Annotated in this window: 17 protein-coding genes; 7 read left to right on the forward strand and 10 right to left on the reverse strand. The window is 59.3% G+C overall.

The features are described 5' to 3' along the window. Positions 1-29: 29 nt before the first annotated feature. The 3 genes from JFU47_RS15950 to JFU47_RS15960 form a co-directional block, all read right to left on the reverse strand. Positions 30-404 (reverse strand): type II toxin-antitoxin system RelB/DinJ family antitoxin, encoded by a 375-nt coding sequence (locus JFU47_RS15950; RefSeq protein ID WP_201184161.1) that lies wholly within the window; start codon positions 402-404, stop codon positions 30-32. A gap of 223 nt (positions 405-627) precedes the next feature. Then, the gene (locus JFU47_RS15955; protein ID WP_123367031.1) at positions 628-1,911 is read right to left on the reverse strand and encodes an OprD family porin; all 1,284 of its coding nucleotides are present in this window, start codon (positions 1,909-1,911) and stop codon (positions 628-630) included. A 251-nt stretch (positions 1,912-2,162) separates the two neighbouring features. Then, a complete protein-coding gene (locus JFU47_RS15960; RefSeq protein WP_201184164.1) occupies positions 2,163-2,834 on the reverse strand; it encodes a DsbA family protein in 672 nt (223 codons plus the stop codon). A gap of 254 nt (positions 2,835-3,088) precedes the next feature. On the opposite strand from JFU47_RS15960, the gene JFU47_RS15965 reads away from it, so the two are divergent. Next, positions 3,089-5,179 (forward strand): TonB-dependent receptor, encoded by a 2,091-nt coding sequence (locus JFU47_RS15965; protein WP_201184167.1) that lies wholly within the window; start codon positions 3,089-3,091, stop codon positions 5,177-5,179. A 202-nt stretch (positions 5,180-5,381) separates the two neighbouring features. Here JFU47_RS15965 and JFU47_RS15970 read toward each other — a convergent pair whose 3' ends face one another. From JFU47_RS15970 to JFU47_RS15985, 4 genes are all read right to left on the reverse strand, one after another. After that, positions 5,382-5,594 (reverse strand): hypothetical protein, encoded by a 213-nt coding sequence (locus JFU47_RS15970; RefSeq protein WP_046045525.1) that lies wholly within the window; start codon positions 5,592-5,594, stop codon positions 5,382-5,384. Positions 5,595-5,838: 244 nt separating this feature from the next. Continuing rightward, positions 5,839-6,945: an agmatine deiminase gene (gene aguA / locus JFU47_RS15975; RefSeq protein ID WP_201184170.1), complete on the reverse strand. Its 1,107-nt coding sequence runs from the start codon at positions 6,943-6,945 to the stop codon at positions 5,839-5,841. Between the two features lie 4 nt (positions 6,946-6,949). Then, complete coding sequence (gene aguB, locus JFU47_RS15980; protein WP_140680500.1) at positions 6,950-7,828, reverse strand: N-carbamoylputrescine amidase; 879 nt, start codon at positions 7,826-7,828, stop codon at positions 6,950-6,952. Between the two features lie 245 nt (positions 7,829-8,073). Next, positions 8,074-10,986: an aminotransferase gene (locus tag JFU47_RS15985; protein WP_201184172.1), complete on the reverse strand. Its 2,913-nt coding sequence runs from the start codon at positions 10,984-10,986 to the stop codon at positions 8,074-8,076. Between the two features lie 198 nt (positions 10,987-11,184). On the opposite strand from JFU47_RS15985, the gene rfbC reads away from it, so the two are divergent. The 4 genes from rfbC to JFU47_RS16005 all read left to right on the forward strand — a co-directional run bounded on the left by rfbC (position 11,185) and on the right by JFU47_RS16005 (position 15,529). Further along, complete coding sequence (rfbC, locus tag JFU47_RS15990) at positions 11,185-11,730, forward strand: dTDP-4-dehydrorhamnose 3,5-epimerase (RefSeq protein WP_201184175.1); 546 nt, start codon at positions 11,185-11,187, stop codon at positions 11,728-11,730. A gap of 106 nt (positions 11,731-11,836) precedes the next feature. Continuing rightward, positions 11,837-13,645 carry a sensor histidine kinase gene (locus JFU47_RS15995; protein WP_201184178.1) on the forward strand — a complete coding sequence of 603 codons (1,809 nt, stop codon included), beginning with the start codon at positions 11,837-11,839 and terminating at the stop codon, positions 13,643-13,645. Continuing rightward, positions 13,642-15,033, forward strand: coding sequence for a sigma-54-dependent transcriptional regulator (locus JFU47_RS16000; RefSeq protein WP_201184180.1), 1,392 nt, complete (start codon positions 13,642-13,644; stop codon positions 15,031-15,033). Before JFU47_RS15995 ends, JFU47_RS16000 begins: the two co-directional genes overlap by 4 nt. Positions 15,034-15,073: 40 nt before the next feature. Next, a complete protein-coding gene (locus JFU47_RS16005) occupies positions 15,074-15,529 on the forward strand; it encodes a YiiD C-terminal domain-containing protein (protein WP_201184183.1) in 456 nt (151 codons plus the stop codon). A 223-nt stretch (positions 15,530-15,752) separates the two neighbouring features. Here JFU47_RS16005 and cysQ read toward each other — a convergent pair whose 3' ends face one another. Both cysQ and nudE read right to left on the reverse strand, forming a co-directional pair. Next, positions 15,753-16,580: a 3'(2'),5'-bisphosphate nucleotidase CysQ gene (gene cysQ / locus JFU47_RS16010; protein WP_201184186.1), complete on the reverse strand. Its 828-nt coding sequence runs from the start codon at positions 16,578-16,580 to the stop codon at positions 15,753-15,755. After that, on the reverse strand, positions 16,577-17,143 hold the full coding sequence (gene nudE / locus JFU47_RS16015) for an ADP compounds hydrolase NudE (RefSeq protein ID WP_033058385.1): 567 nt from the start codon (positions 17,141-17,143) through the stop codon (positions 16,577-16,579). The genes cysQ and nudE overlap by 4 nt, the downstream gene beginning before the upstream one ends. Before the next feature lie 90 nt (positions 17,144-17,233). On the opposite strand from nudE, the gene yrfG reads away from it, so the two are divergent. Further along, positions 17,234-17,896 (forward strand): GMP/IMP nucleotidase, encoded by a 663-nt coding sequence (gene yrfG, locus JFU47_RS16020; RefSeq protein ID WP_201184189.1) that lies wholly within the window; start codon positions 17,234-17,236, stop codon positions 17,894-17,896. Positions 17,897-18,015: 119 nt separating this feature from the next. On the opposite strand, the gene lysM is transcribed toward yrfG, so the two are convergent. Next, positions 18,016-18,456: a peptidoglycan-binding protein LysM gene (gene lysM, locus JFU47_RS16025; RefSeq protein WP_140680484.1), complete on the reverse strand. Its 441-nt coding sequence runs from the start codon at positions 18,454-18,456 to the stop codon at positions 18,016-18,018. 136 nt (positions 18,457-18,592) lie between these two features. Between lysM and JFU47_RS16030 the strand changes: the two genes are divergently transcribed. Then, positions 18,593-19,480, forward strand: a complete 888-nt coding sequence (locus JFU47_RS16030; RefSeq protein ID WP_140680482.1) for a LysR family transcriptional regulator — start codon at positions 18,593-18,595, stop codon at positions 19,478-19,480. Positions 19,481-19,546: the final 66 nt, after the last annotated feature.

Genomic DNA, 19,546 nt, shown 5'->3' on the forward strand with positions numbered 1-19,546 from the left:
CTTCAGAGTAGTACAGATACGAATATATTTTAAATTTTTGTTCGCTTACGGATTATATAAAGCTCGACGATCACGGTTTCCACGGTGATTTGCTTATTTGTGCGTACTTTGGGCAGCTCAGCGCGCTTTTGCTTTTTTCCGGTTTCGCCCTCAGCGTCCCTCAGCATGTCGTCTATCGAGTCGAACCGCTGGCGAATATCTCGTGCTTCCATCATGGCGCGGGCCGTCTTCTCCGAAGGGACGTGTACCTCAAACGGGAGGCCCTGAGTTGCTACAACCTGACGAAGAAAAAGACGCATGGCATCACTGATGTTCAGGCCGCAAGTACCCAAGACCTCAGTAGCCCGCGCCTTCAAATCCTCATCAATGCGGCAACGCACTGTAGTTTTCAGCAATATGCCCATGGTAGTAACCAAAGTCAGCTGGATTTCTCGCCCAATATTTCAACCGTTTGAGCGCGCGATGAATATCAGCCTGATCCCTTTCCTACTCGAGATCCGTCCCGGTTCAACGCAGGAAATAGCTGAGCGCGTTGAGCTCTAAATCGCGCCCACAAAAAAGCCCCGAACCAGTCGGGGCTTTTTCCTTTCTCAGCCTTGCATCAGGCCTCGATAGCGCAACCGATCATCAGAAAATGTTGATCGGGTAATCCACGAACACACGCACTTCATTACCGCTGGAGTTGTACTCACTCGATTTCTGCGACACACGCAGGATCGAGCTGCGCAGTTTCACGCTCAGGTCTTTGGCCGGGCCGCTTTGCACGACGTACTTGAACTGGTTGAAGATTTCGCGCTCGGTACCGCCTTCGCTGGTGGAGGTGGTGATGTTGTCGCCGCGCACGTAGGCAAAGTTGTAGCTCAGGCCTGGAATACCGAAGGTGCTGAAGTCGAGGCCGTAGCCCAGCTGCCAGCTGCGTTCGTCTTCGGCGTTGAAGTCGGACCAGTAGGAGTTCGCCAGGTAGATGGTGTTGCCGCCGTCGCCGACGCGACCTTGATCCTTCTGGTAGCCGCCGTAGGGGTAGCCCAGGTTGCTGTCGCCGGTGCTGCGCTGGTGGGCAAGCGTGAACGAGTGCGCGCCGGTGGCGAATGTGGCGGCCAGGCTCCAGATCTTGTTGTCGTCGCCGGTCGCACCGCTTTCGCGAACGTAGGAATCGTCCAGCTTGGTCCGGTAGCCGTTGAAGTCCAGGGTCAGGGACTGATCCTTGTCGATCGGGAACACGTAGTTGGCGTTCACGTATTGCTTCTTCAACACGTCTTCGACGTCGGAGGCGTACAGCGCAGCCTTGAACTGTTCGGTGAACTGGTAGCTACCGCCCAGCACGTTGATCGACTTCAGGCCACCGCTGTCACGGCCTTCAGCACTTTTGCGCGATTCGGCGGTGAAGCGACCGGCGTTCAGCTCCAGGCCTTTGATCTCCTTGGAGGTGATCAGGGTGCCGGTGTAGCTTTCCGGCAGCAGACGCCCGTTGTCGTAGCTCAACACCGGCAAGACCGGCATCTGGTCGCCATAAGTCAGAACGGTGCTGGATACGCGGAATTTTACCGCGCCACCGGCTTTGGCCAGGTCGCCGGCCGGGTTACCGCTGTCGCCTTCCTTGAAGAAGTCGATGCCTTGGCCGCCGCTGTGGCTACCGCGGTCCAGACGCAAGCCATATAGACCGAAGGCATCAACGCCCACGCCGACGGTACCTTGGGTGAAGCCCGAGGTGTAGGTGCCGATGGCAGCCTGACCCCATTCACGCTGGTCATCGTTACCGTCTTTTTTGTCGCGATTGATGTAGGCATTGCGCAGCAGCACTTTGAGGCTGCTGTCTTCAACAAAACCCTTGGATTCGGCCTGGTCGTTAGCCATGACCTGTGTAGCGCTCAACATCCCCAGAGCGATCAGGCTGATTCGCTTGTTCAACATTTTGTTCTTTTCCTTATGACCGGTTGATACGCGCTGTGTCGAACGGCTGAAACGGCGCTATCGCACTCTTTTTTCACCCCAAACAAAAAAGGCCCGCGCACGAAGAAATCGTGGCGGGCCTTTTTGTTATTTTAGGATCATGGCGGTTAGCCACAGGCGTGGGGCGAATCCTAGCCGCCCCCTTAACGATGTGTCAATTTCATGAATCGTCTGTAAATATGTGGAAACGTCTAAGAAATCACTTGTCGACGTCAGTGGGCGCAGCCGTTCAGGCCACAGGCTTGAAGCTCCAATGATGATGCTTGTCCGGGAAGCGACTGACTCAGCCATGCCACGAAGGCTTGCGGCTTGCCGAGCCACGGGCTGATATCGATCAGGTTGAATTGGCCGTTGTGTTCCAGGGCGAAGGTCGGGAAACCCTGACCGCCCACCTCGGCCAGGAATGCTCGACTGTCCTTGATGTGGCGATCGGTTTCAGCTTGGTTGAAAGCAGCCTGGAACGCCTGGGGTTCCAGACCGATGTCTTGTGCGAGTTCAAACAGGACCGCTTCATCGGCAATGCGTCGACCTTCCTCGTAGTGAGCACTCTGCAAACGCCCCAGCAACGCCAGTCCTCGGCCGGCGATCTGCTCGGCTGCCAGCACTGCGGCAATCGGCGGTGCGGAATCGAACACCGCTGTCTCATCGCGCAGCAATCCTTCGAAATACGCCTCGCCGAACGGCTGGCCGGTGTACTCGGCAATGCGACGGTCGTGGGGCATCACGTAGTTGCGCAGTTGTGGCGAAACGGTCTGGCGGTTGGCGCCGGTCATCATGCCGCCGCCGTGGGCGATCACTGGCAACACAGCCTGAGCGGCTTGCACCAGCGGTTTTGCGCCATAGCACCAGCCGCATAACGGGTCGTAAATGTAGTGAAGGATCATGGGAAGACTCCGGCAAAAGCGTAGGAAAACTAGATGCCGGCAGATTAGTCCTCCGCCCGTTTCTGAAAAACGCTGCAATGGCTTTCAGTCTGTTTCAGGAATCGGTCGAATGGCCTCACGGCCCCACTGTAGCCATCTCGACACAATTCGAAATAATCAAACAGTGAAACCTTTCAAGAATAATTAACGGAAGTAAATAACAAGCATTACCATTCGCGCCATCGAATTTCTCCACCCTTTCGGATGCGCTTCAGATGCCCGCCCCCTTTCGCCTCACGCCCGTCACCCTTGGGCTTTCTGCATTTCTCTCTGCCGGTTTTACCTGCGCCGCCACCACTGTTTTACCCGAGACGTCGATCAGCGCCGAAGTTGAAGCCGATGACACGCGCGTGAAGGAAACCAGCACCGCGACCCGCACTGCCACGCCGGTGCGCTACGTTCCACAAGCCATCGACTCGATCAAAACCGCAAACGTCGTGGATTACGGCACCAACGACCTGGGCACCGCGCTGAGCGGCATCCCCAACGTCAGCAGCGGCGCCGACACTCGCTTCGACAGCCTGCGCATCCGCGGTTTCGACGCCAGCAACGACTTCTACCTCGACGGCATCCGTGACGACAGCCAATACGTGCGCGATTTGCATAACATCGAACGCATCGAAGTCCTCAAAGGCCCGGCCGCTGTTTTGTATGGTCGCGGCAGTCAGGGCGGGATCGTCAATCGGGTCAGCAAATTGCCCGAAATCGGTCGCCGCTCGACCCTCGAGGCCCAAGGCGGCAGCGATGATCTGCGCAGCCTCTACGCCGACCTCAGCACCGACCCGAGCGAGAACATCAGCCTGCGCCTGAACATGGGCAACATGGATCAAAACAGCTTCCGCGATGGCGTGAGCGGCAATCGCCAACTGTTCGCTCCGTCGATGAGCTGGCAACTGACGCCGGACCTGAACTGGCTGGTGCAGTACGAATACAGCCGCTACAACCGTACGCCGGATCGCGGCATCCCCGGTGTAAACGGACGCCCTGCGGACGTAGGACGGGATACAACCTACGGTAGCGAACACGATTTCATCGACGACAAGTCGCAATCCCTGCGCTCGAAGCTCAGTTATGAGCTCAGCGACAACTGGCAGCTGCGCCACACATTGGGCGTGTTCAAGCTCAACAGCGATTTCGACAACACCTACCTGACTGGCTACACCCCGGCGACCAACAAGGTCACGCGCCAACACTGGCAACAGGACCTGACCACACGCAACGTCTACAACAACGTCGAACTGGAAGGCGGTTTCGAGACGTTCGGCCTTGAGCATCGTTTGCTGACCGGCATCGAAATCGGCAGCCAGCGGCGCGACCCTACGTTGTACAACGCGGCCACCGGACGCGGGACTCAGCCGGTGCCGGCACTGGACCTGTACAACCCCGACCGCAATTTGCGCCATACCGGGCGGATGCAAGTGTCCAGCAGCACTCATACCGAAGTCGAAAGCCGTGCGGTGTACGTGCAGGATCAACTGCGCCTGAACGATCAATGGCAACTGCTGGCCGGCTTGCGTTACGACACCTTCGACATCGAGTCGACCAACAAGCTGCGGGACATTTCCGAAGATCGCGACAGCCATAGCACCAGCCCGCGTGTAGGACTGGTATGGACGCCGCTGCAGAATCATTCCTTCTACGCCTCCTGGACCAAGACCTTTTCCCCGGTCGGCGGTGGTTTGATCGGTATCACCCCCGGCGCCACCGGCAACAGCAACGACCTGAGTCCCGAGCTGACCAAGCAAAAAGAAATCGGGGTGAAGAGCGATTGGCTCGATGATCGCCTGAGCACCACACTGGCGATCTACGAACTGGAACTCTACAACCGCCGTACCAGCGATCCGAATGATCCGAGCGTGACCTTGCTCACCGGCCTGCAACGTTCCCGCGGGATTGAGCTGACCGGTACCGGCAAGATCGCTGGCAACTGGTACGTGCGCGGTGGCGTGGGTGTGCAGGACGCGATGGTCGAGAAGGACAACAACGGCTTTGAAGGCAAACGCATCAGCAACGTGGCCAAGCATAACGGCAGCCTGTTCCTGACCTGGAAACCGGAAATGGGCTGGTACGCCGAAACCGGTCTGACCCTGGTCGGCCAGCGTTATGCCGACAACCTCAACACCACCGTGCTGCCGGGTTATGGCCGTTGGGATGCACTGACCGGGTTCCGGCAGAAGGATTGGGATTTACGCGCGGCGCTGAACAACATCAGCGACAAGACTTATTACTCGTCGGCCACCAGTGCGGCGCAGATTCAACCGGGCGAACCGCGTAGCCTGGTCGTGACCGGGACCTACAGCTTCTAAACACCAGCCACCGACTGATCGTTCCCATGCTCCGCGTGGGAATGCCTCAACGGACGCTCTGCGTCCGCTCTTGGGACGCGGAGCGTCCCGGGCTGCATTCCCACGCAGCGCGTGGGAACGATCATCAACGGGCAAAAAACCTTCGCCCATAAAAAAGCGCCGCCATCCCGGCAGCGCTTTTATCAATCCGTTGTTTTTCTTCTTATCCTTCCATCACATCCCACAACGCTTCCAGCTCCGCTTCGCTGAATAAACCAGCGGGGTAGCGTTCGATCATCATCCGGCGCGGATCAGGTTCTCTGATCTGACGCGTTCCATTGGACTTCAACCAGTGCGCCAGGACCTGGAGCGATTCGCTGTTTACTGCCAGGGGATGCAACGCCCGCTCGCTCACCACATTCATTTCGGCGTTCATTTCCGCGCTCTCTCCTGGTTTGTGAGCGGCTAACTTATCCAAGGTTTATGACAGAACATCGCAGTTCTCCCCTCCCTGTTTTGCACCATGAGAGATACAAGAGCTGTGCCAAGGTTTCGCAACTGTCGACAAGCGGATACAAAAAAGCCCGCAGTCCTGTAGGGCTGCGGGCTTTCTGCTAGACCGTGAGCGGAAACGTTTGCCTGAATTATTTTGCAATCAACTCAAGCTGTTACAACCCCACTCACTCCTTGTGCGGTGCTGGCTGTTGTTGGGTAAGGCAGTGGATATTTCCGCCTCCCAGTAACAGTTCGCGGCCGGGCACCATCACCACTTCGTGCTGCGGGAACAGCGCCTGCAAAATCTCTTTAGCCGGACCGTCCAGCGGATCGTCAAAGCTCGGCGCGATGATGCCGCCGTTAACGATCAGAAAGTTCACGTAGGAACCGGCCAGACGCACGGTCGGATTACGTTCCTGAGTCCCGTCCACCGGATCAACACCCGCGCACTCTTCTTCGGTCGCATACAGCGGCCCCGGAATCGGCATCTTGTGCACCGTGAATGGGCGACCCTTGGCGTCGGTGCTGCTTTTCAGCACTTTCATTGCCGCCTGGCAGCGCGGGTAGTTCGGGTCCTGCGGGTCATCGGTCCAGGCCAGCAACACTTCGCCCGGACGCACGTAGCAACAGAAGTTATCCACATGGCCGTCGGTTTCGTCGTTGAACAAACCGTCCGGCAGCCAGATGATTTTATCCACAGCCAGATTCGCACTGAGCACCGCTTCGATCTCTGCACGGTTCATGTGCGGATTGCGATTGCGGTTAAGCAGGCATTCTTCGGTGGTGATCAGCGTGCCTTCGCCATCGACGTGGATTGAACCGCCTTCAAGCACAAAGCCCTCGGTGCGGTAGCGCTGGCTGCGCTCGATCTCGAGGATTTTGCCGCCCACCTGTGAATCGCGATTCCACGGCGAATACAGACCACCGTCGAAACCGCCCCACGCGTTGAAGTCCCAATTCACACCACGGACTTCGCCACCGTTATTGATGACAAACGTCGGACCAGTGTCGCGAACCCAGGCGTCGTCGCTGGACATTTCCACCACACGAATATTCGGCACGTCCAGACGGGCACGGGCGTTTTCGTATTGGCCGGCGGAAACCGCCACGGTCACCGGTTCGAAACGCGCAATGGCTTTGGCTACCGCGACGTGCGCGGCTTGCGCCGGTTTGCCACCCAGACGCCAGTTGTCCGGGCGCTCGGGCCAGATCATCCAGGTTTGGGTTTGTGGCGCCCATTCGGCGGGCATGTAAAAGCCGTCGGCGCGAGGCGTGCTGTGCAAAGTGGTCATACGATCAGGACTCCAGGGAACCGTCGAGGGTTTTGATGGCGCCGTATAGGTTCGGGCGACGATCACGGAACGAACCCCACGCGCTACGGATGTGCTCCAGCTCGTCGAGGTCGAAACTGTGAACCAGTATGCCTTCTTCGGTTTCGTTGAGTTCTTGAACCTTCTCGCCGAACTGGTTGGCGATGAACGACGAGCCGTAGAACGTAATGTCGTAGCCATCCTGCTCTTCGTTGCCGATACGATTGCTGGCAATCAGCGGCATCAGGTTGGCGCCGGCATGGCCTTGTTGCACGCGCTGCCAGTGATCGCGGGACGAAATGGTCTTGTCGTGTGGCTCGCTGCCGATCGCGGTCGGGTAGAACAGAATTTCTGCACCGAGCAACGCCATGCTGCGGGCGCATTCCGGGAACCACTGGTCCCAGCAGATACCCACGCCGATTTTCGCGTAACGGGTGTTCCAGACTTTGAAACCGGTATCGCCCGGGTTGAAGTAGTACTTTTCGTGGTAGCCAGGGCCGTCCGGGATATGGCTTTTACGATAAATCCCGAGGTTGCTGCCGTCGGCATCGATAATCGCGATGCTGTTGAAACGCGCGCGGCCCGCCAGTTCGTAGAAGCTGATCGGCAGAACCACTTGCAGTTCTTTGGCGACTTTCTGGAAGTGCTTGATGGCGACGTTGTCTTCAACGGTCGTGGCCAGCTGCAGGTAATCCGGGTTCGGTTTCTGGCAGAAGTACGGAGCCTCGAACAGTTCCTGAATCAGGATGATCTGCGCGCCTTTCGCCGCGGCCTCACGGACCAGCTTCTCAGCGGTCTCGATGTTGGCTTCAAGGTCCCAGGAACAGGCCATCTGGGTGGCGGCGACAGTAACGATACGGCTCATGAATCATCTCCGGGGTCATTTTTTATAGTAGGCAATGACGACTTTATATCCGATAAATATCGACTTTAAAAGCTGCAAACATGCCACCTATCTAAAATACTCCGGAAAATACCGATAACAATCGAACTAAAAACACAATCCCTGTGGGAGCGAGCCTGCTCGCGAATGCGGTCGCTCATTCAACATCGACGTCGATTGATCCAACGCTTTCGCGAGCAGGCTCGCTCCCACAAGGGGATTGGTGTTTACAGACCCTCTGCGAGCACCCTCGACAGCATGTCCACGAAGAAATCCACGCTCTGACGCGAGGTCACCATCGGCGGTTTGATCTTGAGGATGTTCAGGTAATCGCCAGTTGGCTGCATGAAGATCCCCAGCTCGCGCAATCGATCACACAGCGCCGCTGTTTCTTCGGTTGCCGGTTCCAGGGTTTCGCGATTACGGATCAACTCGACGCCTAGATAGAAGCCGGAACCATGCACCGCACCCACCAGCGGATGAATATCGATCAGCGCTTCAAGCCGTTCCTTGAAATACCCGCCCACGACCTGAGCGTTTTCCCAGAGCTTTTCTTCCTCCATCACATCCAGCACTGCCATGCCGATCTGGCAACTGACCGGGCTGCCGCCGGCCGACGAGAAGAAATAACCCTCGGCCTCCAGCGCCTCGGCGATTTCCCGACGGGTGATCACCGCGCCCAACGGCTGGCCGTTGCCCATGCCTTTGGCCATGGTGATGATGTCCGGCACCACGCCCTGTTCTTCGAAACCCCAGAAAAACTTGCCCATGCGGCCGTAACCGACCTGCACTTCGTCGGCGATGCAGACACCGCCCTGAGCACGAACCAGCGCATAAACCTGCTTCAAATACCCCGACGGCAGCGAGATACCACCGGCATTGCCATACACCGGTTCACAGATGAAACCGGCCAGCTGACGTTTCTGCTCGGCAATTTTCGCCAGGTTGTGTTCGACGCTGCGCACGTAGTCCGGCGCGCTATCCGGTCCACGGAATTCGCCGCGATAGGTGTTCGGCGCGGTAACCGGATGCACCCAGTCCGGACGGCTGCTCAAGGCCTTCGGGTTATCGGCAATCGAAGTCGAGACCGCGTCCGCGCCTACTGTCCAGCCGTGATAGGCCTCCAGCACGCTGAGCATGTCGCGACCGCCGCTGTAGGCCCATGCCAGACGGATTGCCAGGTCATTGGCCTCGCTGCCACTGTTGACCAGAAACACCCGGTCCATGGAATCCGGCGACAACTTCAGCAAGCGCTCGGAAAACTCGGCAACCGCTGCGTAGTTGAACCGCGAGTTGGTATTGAGCAGCGACCACTGACGGCTGGCGACAGCGGCCATGCGCGGATGACCGTGGCCAAGCACCGCAACGTTGTTGAGCATGTCGAGGTAGGAACGGCCTTGCATGTCGATCAGGTGATTGCGCCAGCCGCGTTCGATACGCGGCGGGTCGACGTAATAGTGCTTCTGGGTACGGGCGAAACTGGCGTCACGGCGCGCCAGCAACGTCTGCGAATCGAGTTCTTCTTCAGCGTCACAGGCCAACCCCAGCAGAGCAGCTGGGGACGGGCACAACGCTTGCCAGGCCGCCGCGCGGGACGGCGTGCAAAACATCGGCGCCGTGAACGAAGCGCCGCGGCACAATTGCACGATCAACGGCCCGCTGACGGAACCCAGCACCTGGCCTTTGACCAGCGCCGCGCCCGTGTGCAGCGACGGCGTCACGCCCCATAGGCGCACGCTCAGTTGCGGGCCGTCCAGTTGCAGCACACCCGCCGCTGGCTGATGCACCACCCCGGCAAACGGTGACTCGACCGCCGTGCCGTGGGGCACGCGCAATTCGACGTGCAAAGGGCACGTGTCCGGCTCAGTGGCGCTGTCCGGCCGGGTGCGGGACAAGCGATATTGCCCATAACGACTGGCCGCCAAACCGTGAGCTGCGGCGGCTTCGGTCAACAGACGTTGATCGATCCCTTCTTGTTCCCAGTTGCCGGCCTCAAAATGCGGACTGAGCACGCCCAAATCGATCAACGCAAACTCACGCCCCACCAGACTCGGCAGTAGCGGCGCGAAGCCTTCGCTGCCGATACTCGGCAGACTCTGACTGACCGAGGTCAGAATCGCCGCTTCCATCAACGCCAACGGCACCGATGTCGCGACGCGGAAAATCTCCCACTCGTGGATGAGATTGTCGCGGCTGTACTCGTTGCCAGGATCGATGCTGACCTGCTGTTCGCCGCTGAGCACCAACACCGCCGCACGGGCGACGATCAGTGGCCAGAGCGCCAGTAGCTCTTCATCCGTGAGCGGATTGACAGCGTGATAGGCCTGAACCGCCGGCAAAATGTAGAACGGATCGCCATCAGCGTGGTGCAGCAGTGCCGCGCAGGTCACCGACAGATCAGTGATGCGCCAGGTACGAACCAGGTCGCCGAAATCGATCACACCCTGCAATTGCCACTGGCGTTGCGAATCTCGCTGCCACACCACGTTGTCGTCAGTGATATCCATGTGAATCGCTTGCACCGGCAGCTTATCCACCAGCGGCTGCAAATGACGCTCGGCCTGTTCAGCCGCATCGGCGATCAGTCGGCGTTGCTGGTCGTCGTTGATGACCGGCAGCAAATGCGCGATCAGCGCGTTGGCGTGGCGGGCGTCCCATTGAAGGGTGCGCTCAAGGCCCGGATGGTCGAAACCAGCCAGCGCCAGGTCCATTTCGCCGCAGAGTCGACCAAAACCGGCCACCACTGAACCGGGCAGATGATCCAGGTGTGTGAGCGACTGGCCTTCGATGTAATCGAGCAGGCGCACATGCACCGTTTGGCCGCCGACTTCCAGGGAGAGAAGGTCTGCACCGTTTTTGGCGGGAATCACTCGTGGTACATGCACATCGGGGTGTTCACCCAAATGTTTGAGCCCGGCGTGCTGGGCGTGCAGCTCCTGCGCCGAGTAATCGCCACGGCAGATTTTCAGGACAAAACGCCCCTGGTCGCTGTCGACCCGATAGTTAAGATCCTGCTGGCTGCCGAGGGCCTGCAATTTTCCACTCAGCCCGTAATGTGCTATCAGCAGCTCAAGCGCTTGCTCCGCAGACACTTGTGGGCTGGGCAAACTGGCGCGATGAATCAACGTGGCGAGCGGCATACAACGACCCCTGAAATTTTATTAGGCGCTTATATCGCCACTGCTTGGGGCGATACGCAACCCCCTTTCGGCTGCCTGACACCTGCCTGATGCTCGACACAATCAGCGAACGGATCAGGAAAAAACACGCTCCACTCGCCCCCGCCTACACTTTGCGCAAGAATGACGCCCTTCAACGCCTATTGCAGGAGAAAGACCATGAACGTAGTCACCACCGACCTTCCCGGTGTTCTGATCATCGAACCCAAGGTATTTGGTGACGAGCGCGGTTTCTTCTATGAAAGCTTCAATGCCAAGGCTTTCAAAGAAGCGACTGGCCTGGAGACGAATTTCGTTCAAGACAACCATTCCCGCTCGCAAAAAGGCGTATTGCGCGGCCTGCATTACCAACTGGAAAACACGCAGGGCAAACTGGTTCGCGTCACAGCCGGTGAAGTACTCGACGTGGCGGTTGACATTCGCCGCAGTTCGCCACATTTCGGCAAATGGGTGGCTGTGCGTCTGTCCGCCGAGAACCATCGTCAAATATGGGTCCCGGAGGGTTTCGCCCACGGTTTCGTGGTGCTGAGCGAGTTCGCCGAATTCCTCTACAAAACCACCGACTACTACACCCCGTCCGCCGAGCGCAGCATTCGCTGGGACGATCCGGACCTGGCCATCGATTGGCAACTGGATGAAGCACCAAAACTGTCCCATAAAGATGAGGCCGCCGCGCTCTTCAAGGACGCTGACGTTTTTTCCTGAAACTCCGTCTGAATCTTCACCGCGCAAGCGTGCCTGACCCACGGCGCGCAGACTGCGCACGCAAGCCTAGGCATAATGCGCCTGTACCCACAGGCGCTCGATGCTCATGACTCCGACCCTCCCCCGCAGACCCCGCTGGCGCAGCCTGGCCCTGCTCGCGCTGTGCCTGGCGCCATTGCTGTGGCCGCTGGAGCATCTGGCCGAGCGTTACTACCGCAGCGAACTGGCCGGGCAGAACCGTCAGACCCTTGATCTTTACGTCGCCAACCTGCTGGGCACCCTGCACCGTTATGAAGTATTGCCGCAGATTCTCGGCGATCTTCCGGCCCTGCGAGCCGTCCTCGGCGCGCCCGACGATGCCGTCACCCAAGGCAACGCCAACCGTTTGTTGAAAAACATCAGCGCCCAGACCGGCGCCGAAGTCATGTACCTGATGGACACCACGGGCAAGACGCTGGCCGCGTCGAACTGGGACAAACACGACAGTTTCGTCGGGCGTAATTTTTCCTTTCGTCCGTACTTCAGCGAAGCCATGGCCGGGCGGCTCGGGCGTTTTTTCGGTTTGGGCACGACATCGGCCAAGCGCGGCTATTTCTTCGCCGCGGCCGTGCGTAACGGCGAAAAGATCATCGGCGTGCTGGTGGTCAAGGTTGACCTGGACCACACCGAAAGCCTCTGGGGCAAAACCCCGGAACAACTGCTGCTGACCGACCATAACGGCGTGGTCATTCTCACGTCGCGGCCCGAGTGGCGATTCCGTTCGACCCGCCCGTTGGGCGAAGAAGAAAGCAAGGCTATTACTGCGATTCAGCCTTATCCGACCCGTGATCCCAAACCATTGCGGCTCAATCCCAACGCCTGGCTGACACAAACCCAGTCCATCGCAGAAACCGGTTGGAACGTCAGCATCCTCGCCCCACGCACCCTGATCGATCGCCCGGTACGCACGGTCGTCGCCATTGGCGGCGCGACGTTGTTGGTGTTGATGCTGCTGCTGGGGCTGATGATGCAGCGCCGCCGCCATTACCTTGATCGAATCGCCTTCGAAGCCAAGGCCCGTCGCGAGCTGGAAGGCCGGGTAGCCGAGCGGACCAGCGACCTCGAAGGCCTCAACCGTCGACTGAAACAGGAAGTGCTGGAACGCGAACAGGCCCAGCAAGAGCTGGTTCGCGCTCAGGATGATCTGGTGCAGGCCGGCAAACTGTCGGCCCTTGGCACCATGTCGGCGAGCATCAGCCACGAATTGAATCAACCACTGGCAGCGATCCGCAGCTACGCAGAAAACGCCGAGGTGCTGCTCGATCATCAGCGCACCGACGATGCGCGCGGCAACCTCAAGTTGATCAGCGAACTGACCGGGCGCATGGCGTCGATCATCGCCCACTTGCGCGCTTTCGCCCGGCGCGATCGCCATGCCCCGGAAAGCGTCGCCTTGCAACCGGCGCTGGACGATGCGCTGGCGCTGCTGGCCAAGCGTCGACGCAGCATGGAAGTCGAGCTGATCCGCGACTTGCCGGCCGCCACCCTGTGGGTCGAGGCCGGGGAAACCCGTCTGCGCCAGGTGCTCGGCAATCTGCTGGCCAACGCCTTGGACGCCCTGACGGAAAAAGGCCCACCGCGTAAGCTCTGGTTGAGTGCCCAATCCACTGCCGACGGCGTCAATCTGTACATTCGCGACAATGGCCCCGGGTTCTGCCTGGAGGCACTTGGCCGCGCCAGCGAGCCCTTCTACACCACCAAAACCCGCACTCAGGGGCTTGGGTTAGGGCTGGCGATTTGCGAAACCCTGATGCGCGCCTTCGGTGGTGAACTGTCGTTCGCCAACCACAAGGAAGGTGGCGCCCTGATTACCCTGAAGTTGCGTGCAGGCGCACCGGGTGTGAGCCTGCAACCGTCCGAGGACCGAAGTGCATGACCATCGACAACCGCATCCAGGTCGTGCTGATCGACGACGATCCGCACCTGCGACAGGCCCTGAGCCAGACCCTGGACCTCGCCGGCCTGAAAATCCTGCCGCTCGCTGAAGCCAAGGGCCTGGCCGCGCAACTGGAACGCGACTGGCCCGGCGTGGTGGTCAGTGACATCCGCATGCCGGGCATGGACGGTCTCGAACTGCTGACTGAACTGCATGCCCAGGACCCGGAGCTGCCAGTGCTGCTGATCACCGGTCACGGCGATGTGCCGCTGGCGGTGCAAGCCATGCGCGCCGGGGCTTATGATTTTCTGGAAAAGCCCTTTGCCAGCGACGCCTTGCTCGACAGCGTGCGCCGCGCCCTGGCCCTGCGCCGGCTGGTGCTGGACAATCGCAGCCTGCGTCTGGCCCTGAGCGATCGCAATGAACTGAGCACCCGACTGGTCGGGCAATCGGCGCCGATGCTGCGCCTGCGCGAGCAGATCGGTGCATTGGCGGCGACCAAGGCCGATGTGCTGATCCTTGGCGAAACCGGCGCCGGTAAAGAAGTTGTCGCACGTGCATTGCACGATCTGTCTAGCCGTCGTAATGGTCCATTCGTAGCGATCAATGCCGGCGCCCTGGCCGAGTCGGTAGTAGAAAGCGAGCTGTTCGGTCACGAGCCCGGCGCCTTTACTGGTGCGCAAAAGCGTCGCATCGGCAAGTTCGAATTCGCCAATGGCGGCACGTTATTTCTTGATGAAATCGAAAGCATGAGCCTGGATGTGCAGGTGAAATTGCTGCGTTTGCTGCAAGAGCGGGTCGTCGAGCGCTTGGGCGGTAATCAGCTGATCCCGTTGGACATCCGCATCATCGCTGCGACCAAGGAAGACCTGCGTCAATCCGCCGATCAGGGCCGCTTCCGTGCCGACTTGTATTACCGCCTGAACGTCGCGCCACTGCGTATTCCGCCGCTGCGTGAGCGCGGCGAAGATGCGCTGATGCTGTTTCAGCATTTCGCCGACGAAGCCAGCGCTCGTCACGGTCTGCCACCCCACGAGTTGCAACCGGGACAACGCGCCCTGCTGCTGCGCCACACCTGGCCGGGCAATGTGCGGGAATTGCAGAACGCGGCCGAACGCTTTGCTCTGGGCCTGGAACTGGCCCTGGACAATAACGCAGCGGATGGCGCTGTCGGCATGGCGGTCGAAGTGGTCAGCGGCGGTCTCAGCGAACAAGTGGAAAACTTCGAGAAGAGCTTGATCGCCGCCGAACTGGCGCGTTCTCACAGCTCGGTGCGCAGCCTCGCCGAAGCCCTTGGCATCCCACGCAAGACCTTGCACGACAAACTGCGCAAACACGGGCTGAACTTCGCCGACGGTGGCAGCAGCCACACCGACGAACTCGATTGAGCTACCGTCAATTCATCATCTTCAAACAAGAGATCCGTGCATGAGCCGCGACAGCCGTCATCTGGAATCAGTCCTCCATCGCGACATTCCCCTTACCCGGGACATGGGCCTCAAAGTGCTCGATTGGCACGACCAGCAACTGCGCCTGCACTTGCCGCTGGAGGCCAACGTCAATCATAAAAGCACCATGTTCGGCGGTAGCCTGTATTGCGGCGCCGTGCTGGCCGGTTGGGGCTGGCTGCATTTGCGGTTGCGTGAAGACGGGGTTGAAGGCGGGCACATCGTGATCCACGAAGGACAGATCAGTTATCCGCTGCCGGTGACCATGGACGCGACGGCGATTTGCCATGCGCCGAGTGCGGTGGTGTGGAAGAAGTTTTTGGCGATGTATAAGCGGTATGGACGGGCGCGGTTGACGTTGCATTCGCGGATCGTCAATGCCGACAGTGATGACGATGCGGTGAAGTTTACGGGGCAGTACGTACTGCATCGGTAGGGCTGGAGAACCACCCCTCACCCTAACCCTCCCGAAACGTCGGACCGCCCCAAAGGGGCGAGGGGACTGACCGAGGTGTTTTCTGGAACTACATCGACCTGAAAGTCAGAGTCGAACTCAGGTTTGAAAAGCATAGAGATCGGCTCCCTTTCCCCTCTCCCCTCTGGGGCGGTCCGACGTTTCGGGAGGGCTGGGGTGAGGGGTGGCTCTTGAATCCGTACGATCAGCTCCGGGCCAACGCCAACAACTTCTCCCGCCATGCAGCCTTCGCCGGCAGCGCCAGGAAAAACTCATTCAACAACGATTCCCGCGCCGGATAACTGAACGGCGCACCGCTCAAATCCAGCACCTCACCGCCCGCTCCTTCCAGCACGCCTTGCGCCGCCGCCGTGTCCCACTGCGAAGTCGGCGCCAACCGCGGATAACAATCCGCCGCCCCTTCCGCCAACAAGCAGAACTTCAACGAACTGCCGATGTTGGCCAATTGCAACTCGCCCAGACTGTCGCTCAACCCGGCCAGCAGGCGCTCCTGCTCAGGGCTCGAATGCCGACGACTGGCGACCACGGTAAACGCCTCACCCTCAGCAGGAACCTCGCGAACCTGAATCGGCAAAGGCTGCGCGTCTTGATCGCCACGCCACGCGCCCAGCCCCGCACCACCGACGTAGAAGCGCCCGCTGGTCGGCATCGACACCACGCCAAACACCACTCGGCCTTGTTCGATCAGCGCAATGTTGACGGTAAATTCTTCGCTACCGGAGATGAACTCCTTGGTTCCGTCCAGTGGGTCCACCAGCCACCAACGCTGCCACCCGGCGCGCACGCTCTGGGGAATGTTGGCGTCTTCTTCGGACAGCACCGGGATGCTCGGGTCCAGCGCCGTCAGCCCGGCCAGGATCAGATGATGAGCGGCCATGTCGGCGGCCGTCACCGGGGAATCATCGGATTTTGCAGTCACGGCAACGTTGGCACGCCAAAACGGCAGAATCGCTTCACCGGCTTTCAGCGCCAGTTCAACCACAGGCGTCATCAACGGATGGGGGAAAATCATGGCTGGAACACTCCACGCTGAGTCAGTAGATCACGGGCCAGATACAGTGCTGCCAATGCACGGCCCTCAGTGAATCGCGGGTTCTGGGCCAGGGCCGACAACTCACGCAGGTTGATTTTGTCCACGCCCATCGGCTCGGGCTCATCGCCTTCAAGGCTTTCTTCGTACAGATCAGTGGCCAACACCACCTGGATCTTCTGGCTCATGTAACCGGGCGACAACGACAACTCAGTCAAATGCTCCAGTTGCCGCGCGCCGTACCCGGCCTCTTCCTTGAGCTCCCGCTCGGCCGCCGCCAGCACGTCCTCGCCCGGCTCGATCAAGCCTTTGGGCAAGGACAGCTCGTATTCATCGGTGCCGCCGCAATACTCTTCAACCAGCACCGCGTGGTCCGCATCCAGCATCGCCACGATCATCACCGCGCCATAACCGGCGCCCTTGCCCACCAGCCGCTCATACGTGCGCTCCACGCCATTGGAAAAGCGCAACTTCAGCTCTTCGACGCAGAACAAACGGCTGGTGGCGACGATCTCGCGGGCGAGGATGGTGGGTTTCTGGCGCATGAAAAGCTCCTTGGCGTGAACGCGTTACTATACCCGGCCTATCCTGATTGTTTACCTCGGATATCTTTTTTACCGCTGGAGAAGTTTTTTATGTCCCTGCTGCCCTGGCGCGACATCGACACCGTTCTGCTGGATATGGACGGCACGCTGCTGGACCTGCATTACGACAACCATTTCTGGATGGAACACCTGCCCCAGCGTTACGCCGAGTTGCACGGGGTGAGTCGGGCCATGGCCGAGATGGAATTGCAGCCGTTATTCGAACGCAACGCCGGCCAGTTGCAATGGTATTGCCTGGACTTCTGGAGCGACGAGCTCAAATTGCCGGTGCGCGAACTGAAACTGGAAACCGCGCACCTGATCGCCTTGCGACCGGATGCGGACACCTTTCTGGCCGCCATCAAACAAGCCGGCAAGCGCGTGGTGCTGATCACCAATGCACACCGCGATTCGCTGTCATTGAAACTGGAAAGAATCGAACTGGCGCCTTACTTCGAGCGGTTGATCAGCTCACATGATTACGGTTTCGCCAAGGAAAACCCGCAATTTTGGGATGCCTTGCAGGCGGATATCGGCTTTGATCCGGCGCGCAGTCTGTTTATCGACGATACCTTGCCGATCCTGCGCAGCGCGCGGAATTTTGGTGTGGCGCATTTGTTGGCCGTGAGTGAGCCGGACAGCCGTAAAGGTCCGAAGGACACGGCCGAGTTTGCGGCGGTGGGGGATTATCGAGAGTTGATTGCCGGGCTCTAGACCGCGTCGCCTGCTTCGCGAGCAGGCTCGCTCCCACACGGATCTGCGTCGTACACAAATAATGTGTTCACTGAAGATCAATGTGGGAGCGAGCCTGCTCGCGAAAGCGGTCTTGAGGCTTACTCAGGAATCCGCAACGACTGCCCCGGATAGATCTTGTTCACGTCCTTGAGCATCGGTTTGTTGGCCTCAAAGATTTTTTGATATTTGTTGGCATCGCCATAAACGCGCAAGGAAATCGCGCTGAGGGTGTCGCCTTTCACAACCGTTACAAACTTCGCGGCCACAGCCACTGGCCCGGTCACGGTGATCTGGTCATCCACACTACCGACACCGGCAATATTGCCCACCGCCAGCAGGATTTTTTCCTTCTCTTCCTGACTGCCGACTTCGCCGGTCACGGTGACCTTGTCGCCATCCACCGTCGCCTGCACATTCGGGCTACCCAGGCCGACCTTGCTGATATGTTCCTTCAACTGCTCGCTGGCATTGGCGTTGCCTGGCGTCAGCAGATCGATAAGTTTTTCGCCTGCTTCTTTCACAAAGCTAAAAATACTCATGGTGCGCTCTCCTTGGGTTTTGGGTTCCAGACGCAAAAGACTAGACCAAGGTTGCAATACACGGTTCCAACCCGACCAATGACGCCGCTTCCCCCCAAGCGCTAGAATCCGAGCCTTCCCGCGCCCTGGAGCGAAGATGGACATCAAGCAACTTAAATTCCTCATCGCCCTCGACGAAACCCGGCATTTCGGCCAGGCCGCTGCGCGTTGTCACATCACCCAGCCGACCCTGTCCATGCGCCTGCGCAGCCTCGAAGAAGAACTCGAGTTGCCGCTGGTCAATCGCGGTCAGCGCTTCGAAGGATTCACCGCACCGGGTGAACGGGTGCTGGCCTGGGCGCGCACCGTGTTGGCGGCCTACGACGGTTTGCAGGCCGAGGCGGCTGCCTGTCGCGGCAATCTGGTCGGTACGTTGCGTCTGGGCGTGGTGCCGCTATCGAGCTTCGATCCGCTGCCGCTGATGCAACGCTTGCACGCCGAACACCCAAACCTGCGCTTCGAACTCTCGGCCTTGAGTTCTGAACAGATCCTCGAACAACTGGCGAACAATCGTCTGGATCTGGGCGTGTCGTACCTGGAGCGACTGGACGGCGAACGCTTCGATTCCCTGGCGTTCAGCGAAACCCGCATGGGCCTGCTCTATGATCAGCGTTTCTTCAGTTTCGGCGAGGCGCCGCTGAGTTGGGAGTCCCTGATCGAACTGCCGCTGGGCATGCTCACCAGCGGCATGCATTTTCGGCAGTCCATCGACCACAACTTCCACAGTCGTGGCCTCACTCCGCAGCCGTTGCTGCAAACCGATGCCGTCCACCAATTGTTACAAGCGGTGCACGGTGGATTCTGCTGCGCCGTGATGCCGCTGGACGGAGGCCTGGAAAAACTCACCGATCATTTGCGCCTGCAACCCATCGAAAATGCCCAGACCGTCGCCCGGCTGGGGCTGATCATGCGTCGCAGCGCCCCACGTTCGGCGCTCGCGGAAGCCTGTTTCGCGATTCTTCAGCAATCGCCGCCGAGCTCTTGATCGACGCCATCTATCGGTAGATCAGTATTAGCGATTAGACGCGACAAGTTGACGCGCCTAGGCTTA

It is taken from the genome of Pseudomonas sp. TH39(2020) (genome assembly GCF_016650715.1).
Taxonomy (GTDB): Bacteria; Pseudomonadota; Gammaproteobacteria; order Pseudomonadales; family Pseudomonadaceae; genus Aquipseudomonas; species Aquipseudomonas mandelii_C.